This is a genomic window from Thioalkalivibrio sp. HK1 (genome assembly GCA_000583135.1).
Classification (GTDB): Bacteria; Pseudomonadota; Gammaproteobacteria; order HK1; family HK1; genus HK1.
Genome location: JFBG01000011.1, coordinates 87191 through 105547, shown reverse-complemented (window position 1 = coordinate 105547; position 18357 = coordinate 87191). Strand labels below are relative to the sequence as shown.

At 60.5% G+C, this 18357-nt stretch carries 11 protein-coding genes; 8 read left to right on the top strand and 3 right to left on the bottom strand.

The window, feature by feature from the left end:
- Positions 1 to 289: 289 nt before the first annotated feature.
- Both BF99_RS0104070 and BF99_RS0104065 read right to left on the bottom strand, forming a co-directional pair.
- Complete coding sequence (locus tag BF99_RS0104070; protein WP_156013153.1) at positions 290 to 2779, bottom strand: hypothetical protein; 2490 nt, start codon at positions 2777 to 2779, stop codon at positions 290 to 292.
- Positions 2780 to 3003: 224 nt separating this feature from the next.
- The gene (locus BF99_RS0104065; protein WP_025769860.1) at positions 3004 to 4329 is read right to left on the bottom strand and encodes an NAD(P)/FAD-dependent oxidoreductase; all 1326 of its coding nucleotides are present in this window, start codon (positions 4327 to 4329) and stop codon (positions 3004 to 3006) included.
- A 394-nt stretch (positions 4330 to 4723) separates the two neighbouring features.
- On the opposite strand from BF99_RS0104065, the gene BF99_RS0104055 reads away from it, so the two are divergent.
- Positions 4724 to 6787, top strand: coding sequence for a sodium-translocating pyrophosphatase (locus tag BF99_RS0104055; protein ID WP_038097225.1), 2064 nt, complete (start codon positions 4724 to 4726; stop codon positions 6785 to 6787).
- Between the two features lie 177 nt (positions 6788 to 6964).
- On the opposite strand, the gene BF99_RS0104045 is transcribed toward BF99_RS0104055, so the two are convergent.
- A complete protein-coding gene (locus tag BF99_RS0104045) occupies positions 6965 to 8221 on the bottom strand; it encodes a 6-phosphofructokinase (RefSeq protein WP_156013157.1) in 1257 nt (418 codons plus the stop codon).
- Between the two features lie 261 nt (positions 8222 to 8482).
- Here BF99_RS0104045 and BF99_RS0104035 point away from each other — a divergent pair, with 261 nt between their 5' ends.
- The 7 genes from BF99_RS0104035 to BF99_RS0103995 all read left to right on the top strand — a co-directional run bounded on the left by BF99_RS0104035 (position 8483) and on the right by BF99_RS0103995 (position 18357).
- Positions 8483 to 10081, top strand: a complete 1599-nt coding sequence (locus tag BF99_RS0104035) for a beta-barrel assembly-enhancing protease (protein WP_025769856.1) — start codon at positions 8483 to 8485, stop codon at positions 10079 to 10081.
- Between the two features lie 11 nt (positions 10082 to 10092).
- Positions 10093 to 11775, top strand: coding sequence for a gamma-glutamyltransferase (ggt, locus tag BF99_RS0104030; protein WP_025769855.1), 1683 nt, complete (start codon positions 10093 to 10095; stop codon positions 11773 to 11775).
- A 155-nt stretch (positions 11776 to 11930) separates the two neighbouring features.
- On the top strand, positions 11931 to 12917 hold the full coding sequence (locus BF99_RS0104025) for a 2-hydroxyacid dehydrogenase (protein ID WP_025769854.1): 987 nt from the start codon (positions 11931 to 11933) through the stop codon (positions 12915 to 12917).
- A gap of 416 nt (positions 12918 to 13333) precedes the next feature.
- Positions 13334 to 14251 carry a sugar ABC transporter substrate-binding protein gene (locus BF99_RS0104015; protein ID WP_025769852.1) on the top strand — a complete coding sequence of 306 codons (918 nt, stop codon included), beginning with the start codon at positions 13334 to 13336 and terminating at the stop codon, positions 14249 to 14251.
- 109 nt (positions 14252 to 14360) lie between these two features.
- The gene (locus BF99_RS0104010) at positions 14361 to 15500 is read left to right on the top strand and encodes an ABC transporter permease (protein ID WP_025769851.1); all 1140 of its coding nucleotides are present in this window, start codon (positions 14361 to 14363) and stop codon (positions 15498 to 15500) included.
- On the top strand, positions 15500 to 16291 hold the full coding sequence (locus BF99_RS0104005) for an ATP-binding cassette domain-containing protein (RefSeq protein ID WP_025769850.1): 792 nt from the start codon (positions 15500 to 15502) through the stop codon (positions 16289 to 16291). Before BF99_RS0104010 ends, BF99_RS0104005 begins: the two co-directional genes overlap by 1 nt.
- Positions 16292 to 16749: 458 nt before the next feature.
- A complete protein-coding gene (locus tag BF99_RS0103995; RefSeq protein ID WP_231471300.1) occupies positions 16750 to 18357 on the top strand; it encodes a malonate--CoA ligase in 1608 nt (535 codons plus the stop codon).

Here is an 18357-nt window from a genome sequence, read left to right as displayed (position 1 = left end):
GGTTTCAGCCGATGCGCTTCATCGATAGAAACACCTGAGTATCGGAATATCCATCGATCTTTTCTTTCGCCGATAGGGGCTCTTTTCAATTTCAAGATGGATGACGAGGGGACTTCAAATTAGTTGCCATGATGATGTGCTATTTCGGCGAAAAAATCAATCGATCCTTCGGCCCGATGATACAGATGATGCAAACGATGCACCCTCCATCGAATGCACTCGATCGGCGGCGGGGATGGTTTGGATCATCCGGGTCGATCGCCCGACGGCCAAACGAGCGCGGAAATCCTCACCGGAACTCCATACTATCCCGGTAGGCGCTGGTTGCGCTGTTATTGACCAAGGCTCCGCCACCACCGGTTCGGGTCAGCACCTGCACGCTGAAGGGATGATCGGATCTCACCTCGCAAGAGAGCGTCATCCCCTGCCAACGGTGTCCGATCATCGAAGACAGCTCCTGCGTTTGTAAATGTCTCGTATGCGCTCGCCCGATGAGCCCCAACACCCCGCTATATAAAGTTCCGTCATCCTCGTAGCATTCGAACACCACATCGGTGCAGTCGTTCCCACCCTCGCAGCGGATACGAATATTGCTCAGATCCGAATCATCCGGCGAGGGGATCGATTCGATATCCACCCGATGATAGGTCCGGCCCAAGGCATCGGCCACCTCGGCGCTGCGAAGGGATTGGGTGTTGTTGACCAACACTCCGTCTCCGGAGCGGGTCCAAATCTGCCCGCTGACGATCTCCTGGGATCTCAAAGAGCAAAGGAGACGGCCTTTGCCGCTCCAATCGCCACCGACGATGGAAACGACATCCCGGGTGCTCAACACCCTTGCGCCCATCGACGGTATGGGGCTCATCCGGCCTCGATAGATGGTGCCGTCCTGGGCGGTGCAATCGAGGAAAACATCGCAGGGCACGCCATCCTCCTTGCAGCTGATGCGAATGGTCGTCGTATCCTGCGCATTCGGAGGAGAGATGGCGGGGATCGCACCTCTTGACTCCCACGCCAAGGAGGGATTGGACTCGATGGCGATGACGGAGAGCTGCGTCGTCATGCCCGCATACTCCTCCGCTCCGGCGGCGACGATCGACACTTCCGTGCGGCTATATCGATTGTCTCGGTTGGCGCTGACGATCACCAACTCTTCTTGTGCCCAATTCGATAGTCCGAAGACGAGTTTGTTCTGAAAGCCCTCCCTCTTCGAATCGGTATCGACCCTGATGTCGGAATTCGAGGGCTGTATCAAGGTCAGCGTCACTTCCCCGCTCGGCCTCGTCGCCAGCCTCAAGGTGAAGATGCCGCTATCGCCCTCGGAGACCGTGATTTCCCTCGATGGGAACAATATCAAGCCGGGAGGGGGGTCGTCGTCGATCACCGAGACCGGCAGTTCGTTCTCGATCCGGATATAACCTCCACCCGAGGCCATCAATGAAATGGTGGCTCGATCTTCGATGGCATCGTTATCCTGGGCGGCGAAGACGCTGACCGGTCGGGGGATATTCCAGTTCTGCGAGGTGAATATCAGGGAATTCTGGTTGCCGGGGCGATTCGCATCGGTATCGAACCTGATATCGGGATTCGACGTCTGCGATAAAACCACATTCACCTCGGCCCCGGGACGAAGCGATAGCCGCACCGTGAAGGTGCCGCTTTCACCCTCGTTCAAGGTGAGATTCTTGGGGGACAGGATCAAGGCGCTGCCGAAGGTATCGTTATCGATCACCGTTACATCCACCCTGCCCTGGGCGATGTCATATCCGCCGCCCGAGGCGACCAGTTCGATCCTCACCGTATCGTTCGAAAAATCGGCATCCTCGCCGACGACGACCTCCACCGGCTGTTCCGTGCCCCAGTTCGCAGGCGTGAAGATCAAGGTATCGGAGTCGAGGGTCACATCGCTATGGTCCGGCAATATGAAATTCACCGTCACATTGCCTCTCGGTCGCGTCTTCAACCTCACTTCGAAGCGACCGCTTCCACCCTCTTCCAAGGTCATCGAGGGATCGGAGACGATCAAGGCGTAATCGTCGAGCGTCGGCGGCAAGGGATCCCCCCTGTCGATCACCGTGACCGGTACGATCCCGGTACGTCCCTCGTAATCCCCGCCGCGGGCCGTGAGAGGAATTTCCGTATCTTCGTTGGATAGATCGCTATCTTCGATGGCTCGAACGATGACCTCTCGGGGGGTATTCCAATTTTCGATATTGAAGGTCAGGCTTGAGAGGGATACTCTGATATCGCTATTCAGCGGTCGGCCGATCATCACCTCGACCGTGTCGCTCGGCTCGGTTGCGAGCCTCAAAGTGAATCTGTCGCTGCTTCCTTCGTCGATCACCACCCTGTACGGGTCAATCACCAGCCCCGGGCGATCGTCATCGCGGACCTCTATCTGCATTTCCCCTCGGACATTGACGTAATCCGATCCCCTGGCAATGAGCGTGAGGGTCACTCGTTCATCGGTGGCATCGTGATCGTTGGCGGTGGATACGGTAACTGTTTGAGGAACATTCCAATTCCGGGGATCGAAGTCCAACTCACTCCGGTCGAGCGTTATATGCCCGTTCGACAGCCCGATCAAAACCACCCTCACATTCCCGCTCGGCACGGTATCGAGCATCACGGTGAAGGAAGCCCTCGAACCCTCGCTGATCGTCAATAACTGCGGGGAAATCGTCAACCCGGGAGCCTGCGCTTGCACCTCGGGGGGATGCCCGGCGATGACGACAAGGGCCAAGACCAGCGCGATCATCCCCTCTTTGATCCTCTTCATCATGCTTTCTCCTCGACCCTCGATGGCACTGCGACGGCGATAAGGCGCTTGGGCGACCGATTTCAAAAGGCATTCGCTCGAAAAACCGCCAAAAGAAAACGCAAAGAAAATTATAAGTCAAATACCGACCGATGATGATCGCCCGCATCCGCCGCCTTCGGATTGCGCTCGATATCCATCTTGGCCGATGTCTTGCGCGACCCACCGATGGAAGATCGAGAGCGCTAGATGCGATCCCGCAAGGCGTAGAAGAGCATCCCGAGAACCAGCAAGGGATGCCGCAGGCGGGTGCCGCCGGGGAAAGGGCGATGCCTCAAACTCGCCAGCACATCGAAACGTTCCGCCGTTCCGCAAAGCGCCTCGGCGATCAACACCCCGGCGATCTGGCTCAAGGCGACCCCGTGCCCGGAAAAGCCCTGCGCGAAAAAACCGTTCGGCGGCAATCTTCCCACATGCGGCAGGCGGCTCATGGTGATGGCCAGCTGTCCGCTCCACGCATAGTCGATCCCCACCTTTGCAAGCTGCGGGAAAACTCTCGATAGATATCGACGAACGAAATCCTTCGGGGTGGACAGGGGGCGACGGGACCAAGTCTCGCCGCCGCCGAAAAGAAGGCGATGATCGTGGCTCAAGCGGTAATAATCGACCACGAAGCGGGTGGAATGAACGCAAGCCCCGCTCGGGATCAAGGATCGCGCCCGGGATTCACCCAATGATTCCGTGGCCAGCATATAGCTGGTGATCGGCATGATACGGGATTCGATGCGAGGCTCGATGCCACCGAGGTAGGCGTTACCCGCCAATATCACGTAGCGCGCACTCACCTCACCGCTCATCGTGCGCAGCGATGCGGGTTGTGACCAACGAATCGACTCCACCTTCGAATGCTCGAATATCCTCACTCCAAGCTTGGACGCCGCCCGTGCCATCCCCAAGGCGTAGCGCAAGGGGTGCAGATGGCCGCCGCCCGCATCCATGCGTCCCCCGGCGTATTCATCGCTGGCGACCTCGGCGCGCATGGCTTGGCGATCGAACATCCGAAAGCCTTCGTATCCATAGCGCTTTAGGCAAAACTCCGCCTCGCGCTCGATAGCGGGGATATGGCGGGAGCGGATGCATGCCAGTAGATTCCCCGGTCGGTATTCGCATTCGATCCCGTGGCGGGCGATCCGCTCAGCGATCAGGGATTTGGCCTCTTCGCACAGATTCCACAAAATGCGGGCGCGCTCGACGCCCAAGGTGGCCTCGAGGGCATCGGCCGATCCGCGAAGACCGCTCCCGATCTGGCCGCCATTGCGCCCGCTCGCCCCCCAACCGCAGCGATGGGCTTCGAGCAAGATCACCGAATAACCCCGCTCGGCCAGATACATCGCGGCCGAAAGACCGGTATATCCCCCTCCCACCACGCAGACATCGGCACTGTGGGAGCCTGCGAGAACCGGAGTCGGCGGCGGATCGGGGATGGTCGCGGCGTACCATGAATCCGGCCAATCGCTACCGGGGGTAGCCTTATGAGTCGTGGTGCTCGTAGCGGAGGATGACTTTTCCATTGCCCAAACCGGTGTTTGCGAATGATCCGTCTCGGTGGTCGAAGCCCTCGAGCGGACGGCGCCTCGATCGAAGGATCCCTCGACGATCATCGACGCTCGAGATCGCAAGGTCGGCGAAGTCCGCAAGGCCTCGAATCCGAGCGCCGGCCTCGGTAACTCGCTCGGAAAGACCCTCGCCCATGATCGGGGCTCGTTTTCGGCAAGATATCACATAAAGGATCGCTAGCGGTTAAAATCCCGCATCGAATTCTCGCTCGGCATTATTTTCGTTCTTCTTGCACCGCAGCGAGCCCGGGTTTTTCTCGAAACGCGGCAGCGGGTATTTTTTGTCGATTCGCAGCGCCCATTCGCCTGATGAAGCCCTTTGGATCCGATCTTCATGGAGGACTTTTCGATGAGTGGTAATGTCATTGCCCATGCCGCTTGGCTCCCGATTCTCTTCGGGATCTTGGGATTGGGTGTCGCTTGGTGGGTCTACAAGAAGGTATTGGAGTACCCGGCGGGCACCGATGCCGTCAAGGAGATCGCCGACGAAATCCATCTCGGGGCGATGGTCTTCATGCGCCGCGAATACAAGATGCTCGCCATCTTCTGCGTGGTCCTTCTCGTCCTGCTGTTGTTCACCTTGGGCGTCCAAACCGCCATCGCCTTCGTGGTCGGAGCCTTGACTTCGGCCGGCGCCGGCTATATCGGGATGAGCACCGCCACCCGCGCCAATGTGCGCACCACCACCGCAGCTCATACCCGCGGATCCGCCGAGGCCCTGACCGTCGCCTTCTTCGGCGGCTCGATCATGGGGCTGGCGGTGGCCTGCTTGGGGCTGCTGGGCTTGGGGCTTCTCTACCTGTTCTTCGGTAGCGATCCACACACCGCTCATACCATCCACGGTTTCGGCATGGGGGCATCGAGCGTCGCTCTTTTCTCGCGGGTCGGGGGCGGCATCTACACCAAGAGCGCGGATGTGGGGGCGGACTTGGTGGGCAAGATCGAAGCGGGGATCCCCGAGGACGACCCCCGCAACCCCGGCGTCATCGCCGATAACGTAGGCGACAACGTGGGCGATGTCGCGGGCATGGGATCGGATATTTTCGAGTCCTATTGCGGATCCATCATCGCCACCATCGCCATCGCCTCGACGCTCACCTTGGGCGGTTTGACGGCGGTCGGCGGGGCGGAGATCGCAGGTTCCGAAGAGATGCAAGAACAACTGAGAGGGGATTTGATGTTCTTGCCCTTGGGGTTGGCTTCGCTCGGGCTCTTATGTTCGATCGCCGGGATCCTGGCGGTACGCTCCTTCTCCTCCCGGCAGCCGGAGGTGGCGCTTCGCATCGGCACCATCGGCGCCACCGTGCTCTTCATCATCACTTCTTTCTTCGTCATCACCAATCTGATCGGGGTCGACAAGAATGTCTGGTGGGCGGTGGTCTGCGGGGCGATCGGCGGGGTGATCATCGGGCTCGTCACCGAACATTTCACCTCCGGCTCACCGGTACGGGAAATCGCCCGCGCCGGAGAGACCGGCCCGGCCACGGTAGTCATCTCCGGCCTTTCGGTGGGGATGCGCTCGGTGGCGATCCCGCTGCTGACGATCTGCGCGATCATCGCGGTCTCCAACTACACCGTCGGTCTTTACGGTGTCGGAGTGGCGGCGGTCGGGATGTTGGCGACGGTGGGGATCACCATGGCCATCGACGCTTACGGACCGGTGGCGGACAATGCCGGGGGGATCGCGGAGATGGGGGGATTGGGGCCGGAAACCCGGGCGATCACCGATTCCTTGGACGAGCTCGGCAATACCACCGCGGCCATCGGCAAGGGCTTTGCCATCGGCGCTGCGGCGCTGGCGGCGCTGGCCATCATCACCGCCTTCGTGGCCGAGATCAAAAGCGAAAACCCCGATTTCCAACTGGCCTTGAGCAACCCCAAGGTGCTGATCGGATTGCTGATCGGAGGGGTGATTCCCTTCTACCTCGCCTCTTTGACCATGGATGCGGTGGGCAAGGCGGCCTTCGAGATGATCAACGAGATCAGGCGCCAGTTCCGCGAGATCGCCGGGTTGCTCGAGGGCAAGGCCAAACCCGATACCGCCCGCTGCATCGATATCGCGACCAGCGCCGCCTTGCGCAAAATGATCCTGCCCGGGGTGATCGCCATCGCCGCCCCTTGGGTGGTGGGCTTCGGGATCGGAGCCGAGGCCTTGGGGGGAATGCTCGGCGGGGCCTTGCTCGGATGCGTTTTGCTCGCGCTGATGATGGCCAACGCCGGCGGAGCGTGGGATAACGCCAAAAAATACGTCGAGAAAGGAAATTTCGGCGGCAAGGGCTCGACCACCCACCATGCCGCGGTGGTCGGGGATACGGTCGGGGATCCCTTCAAGGATACTTCCGGCCCGTCGATGAATATTCTGATCAACGTGATGGCGATCGTCAGTTTGGTGATCGCCCCCTTGTTGTCTTAGATCTGTCGCTTTGAAAAGGCGCGACACCCAAGCGCGATCTTTTCGTCGATCGAAAAAAGGCCCCGGTTATCGGGGCCTTCTTTTTTCAAGAGGCTTCGGCCTTTTATCCCTCGCCCATCGATCGGCGATTGGCGCGCAAAACCCGGTGTGGATGTCAGCGCGACACTTTCACGATATTCAAGAAAGGGTTTCGAGTTTTTTCGGCACCTGTATATTGCGCAGGCGCACATAATCGGGCAAACCGTTGCGATAGGGGGGATAGGCCTCGCCCTCGATCAGCGGTGAAAGATAGCGTCGACAGCCTTCGGTGATACCGAAACCGTCCTCGCTGATATATTCGCGCGGGACTGTCTTCTCGATATTGGCCACATCGGTCAACGCCGCTTCGCCCACCTCCCATCGATAGGGATCGTCGCCGATCCTTTTGATCACCGGCATCACGCCGTTGCGCCCGCTCAGCGCGATATTGACCGCCGCCCGACCCAGCGCCACGGCGTGGTCGAGATCGGTCTGCGAGGCGATATGCCGCGCCGAACGTTGCAGATAATCGGCCACCGCCCAGTGATTTTTATAGCCGAGCCTGTCGGTGACCAGATTGGCGATCACCGGGGCGACCCCGCCGAGTTGGGAATGGCCGAAGGCGTCTTTCAAGCCGGACTCGCTCAAAAAACGCCCTCGGGCATCGCGGACTCCTTCGGAGACCACCACCGAGCAAAAGCCGTCGTTTTTGACCGTCAGGCGAACCTTGTCGATGAATGCCTCCTCGTCGAATTCGATTTCGGGGAAAAGAATGACCTGCGGCGGATCCCCTTGGCGTTTCGCGGCCAAGGCGCCGGCGGCGGCGATCCATCCGGCATGCCGGCCCATCACCTCGAGGATGAAGACCTTGGTCGATGTCGAGGCCATCGAGGCCACATCGAAAGATGCCTCCAAAATGGAAACAGCGACGTACTTGGCGACGGAGCCGAAACCGGGACAGCTATCGGTGATCGGCAGATCGTTATCCACGGTCTTGGGGATGCCGATGGCGATCATCGGATAATCCAATATCTCGCCGATGCGAGAGACCTTGAGCGCGGTATCCGAGGAATCACCGCCCCCGTTGTAGAAGAAATAGCCGATGTCGTGGGCGCGAAAGACCTCGATCAGACGCTCGTATTCGGCTCGATTCTCCTCCAACTCCCCGAGCTTGTAGCGACACGAACCGAAGGCCCCGGCGGGGGTGAATTTCAGCGCCTCGATGGCCTCGTCGCTTTCTTGATCGGTATCGATCAGATCCTCGGCCAGCGCCCCGAGGATGCCGTTGCGACCGGCGAATATCTTGCCGAAGCGATCCGGATGTCGGCGGGCGGTTTCGATGACGCCGGCGGCGGTGGCGTTGATGACCGCAGTCACCCCACCGGATTGAGCATAGAACGCATTGCGGGGCATGATCGCTTCCTCGCGCGAAGAAAAAAGAAAAAATCGACCCTTCGGGATCATACCGAAGGATACAGCCGCGCAAGGGCGCTTTGAATCGACGATGGCGTAAACTTGCGCTTGATAGGGTCGAATCAGGACTAAGGTCGAGTCGGGATAGTGCCGAATCGGGGATAAAAAGCGCTCGATCCCCCTTGCCCCTCGCCCCCTTCCATCTTTGGATCCCGACAGATATCTTCGATGCGTGCCCGAGACTTCATCAGCGGCGAGCCGGCTATGAACGCAGGCCTCGAAGCGGCGCCCTCGTTGCTTCGGCGATCGCCGCTTGCGCGGTGCCCCAAGGATCGTTTTCGCCGTGGCCGACGAGACGATCGAGGCTCGATCCCTTGGATCGGGCGTTGCGGCAAGGCGATGATCGCCTCGATCTGCGGCGGGATCTGTCTGCTAGGCGGGCTCACTGATCGGGCATCGGCGCAGGTCCTGCTTCCCGATATCGATTCCGACTCCGGCGGGATCATCACCGTCGACGAGGAGCGCCGCCTCGGCGAGGCGTTCATGCGCTCTTTGCGCACTCGCATGACGATCATCGACGAGCCGCCCATCGACGAATATATCGAGGGCTTGGGCAATGCCTTGGCCGCGAATTCGGATCGTTCCCGAGATATCGACTTCACCTTCTTCGTGGTCGACGACGGCGAGATCAACGCCTTCGCCGCCCCCGGGGGCTATATCGGCATCTACGCCGGATTGATCCTCGCAACCCGTAGCGAGGGCGAACTCGCCTCCGTCATCGCCCACGAGATCGCCCATGTATCGCAGCGTCATATCCTCCAGAGCCTGGAGCGCAGCAGCCGGGCGAACCTGCCGACCATGGCCGGGATTTTGGTCGGGTTGCTCCTTGGCAGCCAGAACCTCGAAATCGGACAGGCGGCGGTGGCCGGGGTGATCGGTTCGGCAATGCAAGGGCGTATCGATTTCACCCGCGAAAAAGAGGCCGAAGCGGATCGGATCGGTATCCGTTTGCTGGCAAAGGCGGGCTTCGATCCCTTGGAGATGGCGAATTTTTTCGAGATCCTGCAGCGAGATTCCCGCTTCCGACAACGCCCCCCATCCTTCCTTTCGACGCATCCGATCACCGGCGCTCGTCTCGCCGAGGCGCGGGGTATCGCCCGCGGCCTCCAAAAAGGGGAGCCCCCCGATCCCATCGACTATCACGCGGTGCGTACTTGGCTGCGGGTGCGAAACGCGCAGGACCCTCGAAGTCTGCCGCAAGGGATCGAGGAAGAAGCGGCGGATATCGACGATCGAGCGGGAGATGACAACGAGGCCGAAAGAGCGGCGATTCGCTATGGCCGGGGGCTTACTTCGATGCGCTTGGGCCGGGAAGACGAGGGGCGAGAGGCGATCGCCCGTTTGGTCGAGAAATACCCCCGCACCCTCGCCTTTCGTTCGAGTCTGGGCGAAAGCCTGCTGCGATCGGGGAAAAACGCCCAAGCCATCGAGCTCTACGCCGCCGGGGCCGATCGGTTGCCGGGCAGCCCGGGAATGATCGGGCACTTCGCCAAGGCCTTGATCGACGACGGGCAAGCGCAGCGAGCGCTGGATAAGATCGATGGTTTCGCTCGCCGAGGAAGGGTCGACGCCCGCCTCCAACGGCTTAGAGCCCAAGCCCTGCAAATGCTCGGGCGGGAGGTGGATAGCCGGATGGCTCTCGCCGAATCCTACGCCCTCTCCGATCGACTCGCCGATGCCATCGGACAGCTCGTTTTGGCTTCGAACGCCGAGAAAAATGGCAGCAGACGAAGCCGCTATCGCCTGTCTCGCATCGACGAGCGGCTCGCCGAGCTGCGGGCCGAGCAAGATCGCCGACGCTGACGAGTCTTGCCATGAATCAGGCCTCCTCCTTCCCCTTCATCTGCGAGAAAGGACCCGCCATCGGCTCGCAAGGGATGATCGTCACCAATCATCCGCTGGCATCGGCCGCCGGTGCCGGGATATTGCTCGAGGGCGGAAATGCCATCGACGCCGCGATCGCCTCCCTCTTCGTCCTGACCGTGGTCGAACCGATGATGGTGGGGATCCTCGGCGGCGGCGTCGCCCACCTGCGCGATGCCGACGGACGGCACCTCATCATCGACGGCCTCGGCTGCGCTCCGGCGGCGGCCCATGAGACGATGTACACCCCGGCTTTGGAGCGAGCGGGGGCGCAAAGCGGGCTGCCGGGGATCGAGACCGTCGGCCGGGAAAACCTGATCGGGGGAAAGAGCGTTGCGGTACCCGGGGCGTTGGCGGGGTGGTGCAGCGCCTTGGAGCGCTTCGGCTCTTTCGATCTCGAGGATATCTTGGCCCCGGCGATTCGTTTTGCCGAACGCGGATTCATCATCACCCCCTATCTCGCCGACTGCATTTCGGATCAGGCGGAGGATCTTGCGCGCGATCCGGGCCTTGCGGCGCGCTTCCTGCCCGCAGGCTCGCCCTTGGAGGCGGGGGAGCGGCTGGTTCAAGCACAATACGCCGATACCTTACGCCTTGTCGCCAAGCACGGGCCGGCAGCGCTCTACCACGGCGCCTTGGGCGAGGACTTCGTGCGAAGCGTGGCCGACGAAGGCGGCTTGGTCGACGCCGATGACCTCGCCGCCTATCGGGTGATCGACCGGGATCCGATCTGCGGCGATTATCGGGGTTTCGATATCTTGGGACCCCCTCCGCCCGCCTCGGCCGGTGTGCATATCGTGCAGATGCTCAATATCCTCGAAGGCTTCGATTTGAGGCGGATGGGTTTTGGCAGCGCGGATACGACGCACCTGCTGGCCGAGGTCATCAAGATCGCCTTTGCGGATCGAAGCGTGGCCACCGCCGATCCCGATTTCGTCGAGGTGCCGGTCGATGCGTTGATCGACAAAGCCTACGCCGCTCTCCGGCGAGACGAGATCGACATGGCAGGCGCCCGTCGATATTGGCCTTCGATCTTTCAAGGGGAATCGAGCTCCACGACCCATATCACCGCCGTCGACGCCAAGGGAAATGCGATCGCCACCACCCAAACCATCAACGGACTCTTCGGGGCCTGCTTCGAGGTACCGAAGACGGGGATGATCGCCAACAACTATCTCTTCAACTTCGATCCCCGGCCGGGGCGCGCCCTCTCGATCGCCCCGAGGAAACGGGTATTCACATCGATGGCCCCGATGATGGTGCGTCGAGATGGCCGGCTGACCCATGCGCTCGGACTCCCCGGCGGGTTGCGTATCTTCCCTTGCGCCATGCAATCTCTGGTGAATCTGATCGATCATGCGATGCCCTTGCCGGAGGCGGTCGAGGCCCCTCGTATCTGGACCCAAGGCGGGGCGCTTGAAATCGAAGCGGGGATTTCCGATGCGGTCGAGGAGGCATTGATTCGCCGGGGACACGAAGTACGACGGGTAAAAAGGATCGCAGGCGGCATGAATGCGATCGCCCGGCAAGAGGACGGCAATCTGATCGGCGCCGCATGCCGGCGAGCCGACGGGGTGCCGGTGGGGATCGGCGGCGGACTGGCCCGTCCCGGGGTGCGCTTTTCGATCCGCTAAGAGGGAAGTCTCGGGTCTTGACCGGGGCGCCAAGGGGTGCAAGATGGGAATGCTTGGATAGGGATGCGGGATCGAAGAGCGTCCTTGGCGCCTTAGCCTTTGGAAGACCGAAGATCTTTGCAACGCTCGCCTTGTTGACACCGAAGGACTATCGGATGCCCGAAACCATCGCGCTCCTCGATGCGATCGATGAGCGAATCGTCGAACGGATGCGATCCCTGCTACCCCCGGGTTTTTCGCTGATCCACGCCCGATCTTGCGATCCGACAACGAAGGCCGGCGAGCAAGAGCGGCTAGAGGGGTTGATCGCGAACGCCGACTATGCGATCTCCGGTCAAATAGCGGTCGACGCCCGAACATTGAGAGCGGGGAAAAGGCTCAAACTCCTGCATAAGTGGGGAGTGGGGATCGACAATCTCGATCTCGAAGCCGCTCGCTCCCTCGGTATCCGGGTCGCCCGCACCACCGGGAGCAACGCGCTGCCGGTGGCGGAGTTCGCTTTGGGGCTGATCCTGGCGACCTTGCGCAATATCCCGCAAGGGCATCGCTCATTGAACGAAGGGCGGTGGGAACAATCCTCGGCCGGGGGCACCCCCTTTCTACTCTCCGGCAAGACGGTGGGGATGATCGGCTTCGGGGCCATCGCCCGCAGGCTCGCAGGATTGCTGCGGGGTTTCGGTTGCGAATCGCTCTACCACAAACCCCGTCCCTTGCCCCCCGAGGAGGAGCGCAGGCACGGCGCTCGCTTCGCTTCGTTGGCCGAGCTGCTCGAACGCTCCGATATCGTCTCCCTCCACTGCCCGCTCGACGAGCGGACTCGCCATCTGGTGGATCGGGATTTTTTGGCGGCGATGAAAAAAAATGCGGTGTTGATCAATGTCGCCCGAGGCGAGGTGGTGGTCGAAGAGGCGCTGATCGAGGCCCTTGCCCAAGGCCGACTGAGAGGGGCGGCGATGGATGTATTCGAGATCGAGCCTTTGGCGGCGAACAGCCCGCTCCTCGGGGTCGATCGCTTGATCATCACCCCTCATATCGCGGCGATGGCCGCCGATAATTTCGAGCCGACCGTACGCCGGATGTTCGGCAATATCTTGGCCTTCTCGCAAGGAGAGGCGATCCGAAAGGGCGATGCGGTGATCTGAGAATCCCCTTGTCACCGCCCCCGCCCGCATCCCGATAAGCGAGGCCGGCGTTGGCGATTGCCGAATGGCTTCGCTCCTCGAGCACTCATGGAATGCATGCCGACGGCGGGGATTCCCAAGGCTCCGCTCCGCCTCGGGCGTTGCCGCCGAGGATCCATCAAAAGCGTCGAGCGGCGAATCGCAGGGGCCTATGTCAAACCCCGATATCGCCCCCGGCATCGACCCTCGAGGCTTGTCCTCGATATCCGTTTCGAGATATCGACATAATGCCCGGCGCAAAGAATTCATCGTTTCTTTTCAAGTATGTTATTTTTACCGGCTGCAGCACCTACACTGGCTGCAGCACCTACGAATTGCGGGCACTTCAAGCACCGCATAAACATCCATATCGAGAATTGTCGAATCGGAGGATCGAGATGAAAAAAGTATTGATCGCTATCACGGCGATTGCCGCGACGACCCTTTGTGGATCCGCAATGGCCGAACGCTATGTGATGATCACGCATACCCAAGGGACCGACCCCTTCTGGCCGGTGGTCGAAAAAGGCGGGCGCGATGCCGCCAAAGCCGTCGGCGCCGATTTCGAGTACAACTTCGCCCCCAGCGGTGACATGGCGGATATGGCCAAACTAATCGAAGCGGCCACCGCCACCCAACCCGACGGTCTGATCATCTCCCTGCCCGACCCCGATGCCCTCGGCAATGCAATCCGCTCCGCGGTCGATTCCGGCATCCCGGTGGTAACCATCAACTCCGGCTTGGAGAGTTCCGGCAAGCTCGGAGCCTTGATGCACGTGGGTCAACCCGAGCGTTTGGCGGGAGAGAACGCCGGCAAACGGGCCAAGACCGAGGGCGCCACCAAAGCCCTGTGTCTGAACCAAGAGGCTTTCAATACCGCGCTGGTCGATCGCTGCAGCGGCTATTTCGATGCCATGGGGGCGGATCTCAACATGATCGACGTCTCCAACGATACCGCGCAGATCAAGACGCGTACCGCCGCTGCATTGCAGGCCGATCCATCAATCGACGCCCTGCTGGCCGTCGGCCCCCACGTCTGCGAAGCGGCGGCCGAGGCGGTGGACGAAGTCGGGACCGAGGTGCATCTATCGTGCTTCGATTTGAGCCCGGGGGTGATGAATCTGATCGATTCGGGCAAGGTGATGTTCACCATCGATCAGCAGCAACGCCTCCAAGGCTATATGCCGGTCATCGTGCTTCACCTCTACAACACCAATGCCGGGATGCTGCCCGGGGCCAATATCCCCTCCGGTCCGGGCTTCGTGGATGCATCCAACGCCTCCGCGGTGGTGGCACAAGCGGGCGTCAATCGCTGATTTCTTCGATAGTCGAAGGATATGCTGCCATCGATAATCCCACGGGGTCGCTTTCTTGCGACCCCGTGTTTTTTTGACGATCGTCCAATACGGCATCCGGTGCAAGACCATGGCATCCGAAGCGAAAACCACCACGGCGAAACGTAGCGAGTCCGATCGGCGGCAACGCCGGGGGATGCTGGCCGCCTTGATCAACCGGCCGGAGATCGGGGCCACCGTCGGGTTGTTGCTGCTGCTGATCTTTCTCGGGGTGGTCGCAGGCAATGTCGTCTACAACCCCTTGGGGATCAAGAACAATCTTTCGATCATCTCTCAGCTCGGCATCATCGCCACCGGTGCCGCCTTGCTGATGATCGCCGGGGAATTCGATCTATCGATCGGATCGATGATCGGTTTCGCCGGCATGTCGATGGCCATGATGCTCAAATGGGGGCTGCCCTTCGGCCTCGGCGAGGCGACCCCCTTCGCCGCCTTCACCATCACCTTGTGCATGACGCTCGCCATCGGCTGTTTGATCGGCAATATCGTGGTGCGCTCGGGATTGTCGTCGTTCATCGTCACCTTGGCCTTCCTGTTCATTTTGCGGGGCTTGACCGAGGTATGTTTTCGCACCTTCAACGAGGGCTCGACCCAGATTTCGGGTCTTCCGGACTTCAAAGAAAGCGATTGGTTCGCCTATCTTTTCGGCGGCGAGACCTTTCAGTGGCTATTCGATTTTCTTTACTGGATCGGCTGGAATGTCAATCGCTTGGGAAATCAGTGGGTGACCGGACTCGATGCACGCTTTGCTTGGTGGCTTGCAATCTCCGTCGCCGCTTATATCGTGCTCTCGCGCAGCCAACTCGGGAATTGGATCTACGCCACCGGGGGCAATCGCGAGGCGGCTCTTGCCAACGGAGTGCCGACCCGCAAGGTCAAAATCGGGCTGTTCATGTTCACCGCCTTTTGCGCCACGGTTTTCGCCGCCTGTCAGGTATTCGATACCAATACCGCGGACGCCGCGAAAGGGAATCTGAAAGAACTCGAGGCGATCGCGGCGGCGGTGGTGGGAGGGGCCATTTTGACCGGCGGCTTCGGGACCGTGATCGGGGTCGTGCTCGGGGCTTTGATCTTCGGCCTCGTGCAAAATGCCGTTTTCTACATACCGTGGATCGACGGCTCTTACTACCGGGTATTCTTGGGCACCGTACTGTTGATCGCGGCGTTTTCGAACGAGAATATCCGCAAACGCGTCACCGGAGGACTGTGATGTCGGCGGCGACCCGACCTGTCATTCGTATCGAAAATCTGGTCAAACGCTTCGGCGGATTCACCGCCTTGAACGGGGTCTCGCTCGATGTCTATCCCGGCGAGGTGCACGCCTTGCTCGGCGATAACGGCGCCGGCAAATCCACGCTCATCAAAACCCTGGCCGGGGTATTCCCCCCCACCGAGGGCACCATCTCGGTCGATGAAAAAGCGGTGAATTTTCGATCGCCCAGGGACGCATCGGATGCCGGCATCGGCACCGTCTATCAAGATCTGGCCTTGAACGGCTTGGCTTCGGTGACTCGCAATTTTTTCATGGGCCGCGAGCTCTTCGTCGGACCGCCGATATTCGGTTTGATGCGCATGGCCGAGATGGATCGCATCACCCGCGAAGAGATGCTCAAACTCGGCATCGATATTTCCGATCCGAGCCAAGCGGTGGGCACCATGTCCGGGGGACAACGCCAAACGCTGGCGATCGCCCGCGCGATCCACTTCGGGGCCAAAGTCCTGATCTTGGACGAGCCGACCTCGGCGCTGGGACAAAAGCAGCAGATGGAAGTGCTGAAAACGATCAAACGGGTGCGGGATCTCGGTCATATCGCGATCATCTTGATTACGCATAACGAAGTGCACGCCGAACTGATCGCCGACCGCTTCACCTTCCTCAGCCTCGGCGAGGTGATCGGAGCGGGAACCAATGCCGATCTCGACAGCGCCGATATGCGCCGATTGATGGCCGGCGGGGCCGAACTCGCCCACCTCTCCGAGGAATTGGCGACGACCTCCTGAAACGATCCGGTTTTTCGATATCCCTTTCGATATCTCTCGACGTTTTTTCAATCTTCTCCGATACCCTCTTTCTCTTTATTTTTTCCTTATCCCTCGATACGCTTCGAATCCCTCCGACTCCCTCGGCGGGACTCGATCGCCGACAAAAAAATCAGGGGCGGCGGCGTTTTTCCCCGTCGAAAAACCATCGAAAACCATCGATGACTCTATCCTCGCCTTGAAAAACCAATCGCTTGGAGATTCGCCCTTTCGCTCGGATCATCGAGCATCGGGACGAAGAATTCGGATGCGAACGCCCCTGGCAGGTTGCGATGTGGGTTGCGATGCGGCGGGCGTATCGATGCGATATCGGGGACGGATTCCATCACCATAACGACGATCTTCGAAAAAAACGGTCAAGGATTCGATCGATCCTTCGATCCGAGGCCTTTACAATCCCCATCCCATCGAATACCCCGATGGTCCGGCTCTCGATCGAGCCTTCGGTCTGCGATGCCTCGATCACCTTGAAATACGATCCGAAATACCCGGCAACGATGAACAACGACAACCTCTACGATCTCTTGGCCTCGGGCTTTGCCGAGGACCACCGGGCTCCTTGCCTGATCACAACGCAAGGCCACCGCTGGAGTTGGTCGGATATGCAGGCCGAATCGGCGCGCTACGCCCATCTCCTGAAGGCACAAGGCGCCGCTCCCGGTGAACGCGTGGCGGTACAGGTGGATAAATCGGCGCAGGCCTTGGCTCTTTATCTCGCCTGCTTGAGGGTCGGGGCGATCTATCTGCCGCTCAATCCCGCCTATCCGGAGCGCGAGCTGGATCATTTCCTGAGCGATGCCGAACCGGCGGTGGTGGTCGGTCGGCCGCTTTTTCTCGATGCGCTGCGCCCCTTATGCGAAAAATACAAGGTGCGCTCCCTGCTCGGCCTCGGGGCCGACGGCGAGGGTTCGTTGATCGAGCAAAGCCGGTCGCTGCCCCGAGATTTCACCACCTCGCCCCGAAAAGGCGACGATCCGGCGGCGCTGCTTTATACCTCGGGCACCACCGGTCGGCCCAAAGGGGCGATGCTCACCCACGCCAATCTCTCGTCCAATGCCCGAACGCTGCATGCCGCTTGGGGCTTTCGCGCCGACGATGTATTGCTGCACGCCCTGCCGATCTTCCATGTCCACGGGCTTTTCGTGGCCTGCAACACCTCCTTGCTCAACGGCTCGGCGATGCTCTTTTTCCCGGACTTCGACGCCACCCGGATTTGCCGAGCCCTGCCCCAAGCGACGATTTTCATGGGCGTTCCCACCTACTACACGCGCCTGCTCGCCCGAGAGGAACTCACCGTTTCGCTTTGTCGGGGGATGCGCCTGTTCATCTCCGGCTCCGCTCCTTTGCTCGAACAAACCTTCTTGGCCTTCCAACAGCGCAGCGGACACAGGATCTTGGAACGCTATGGCATGACCGAATGCGGCATGAGCACCTCGAATCCTCTGGAGGGGGAACGCCGGGCCGGTACCGTCGGACGCCCTCTGCCGGGGGTCGATCTGCGCATCGTCGACGACGAGGGACGCCGACTCGCCGCCGGCGAGGTCGGCGGTATCGAGTTCAAAGGACCGAATGTTTTCTCCGGCTATTGGCGCATGCCCGAGGCCAGCGCCAAGGAATTCACCGCCGATGGCTATTTTCGTTCCGGGGATCTCGGCTATGTCGACGATGATGGCTATATCACCATCGTCGGTCGCAGCAAGGATCTGATCATCAGCGGCGGCCTCAATATCCACCCCAAGGAGGTGGAACTGCTGATCGATCGCTTGCAAGGGGTGGAGGAATCGGCGGTCATCGGCTTGCCCCATCCGGATTTCGGCGAGCAGGTTTGCGCGGTGATCGTGCCCTCGACCGAGGCCCCGACCCTCGATGAGGGCGAGATGATCGAGCATCTCAAACGCGATCTGGTCAACTACAAAGTCCCCAAGCGGATCTTTTTCACCGACTCCCTTCCCCGCAATGCGATGGGCAAGGTGCAAAAAAATATCCTGCGGGAGCGCTTCGGCGCCGACGCTTCGAAGACGCCTTAG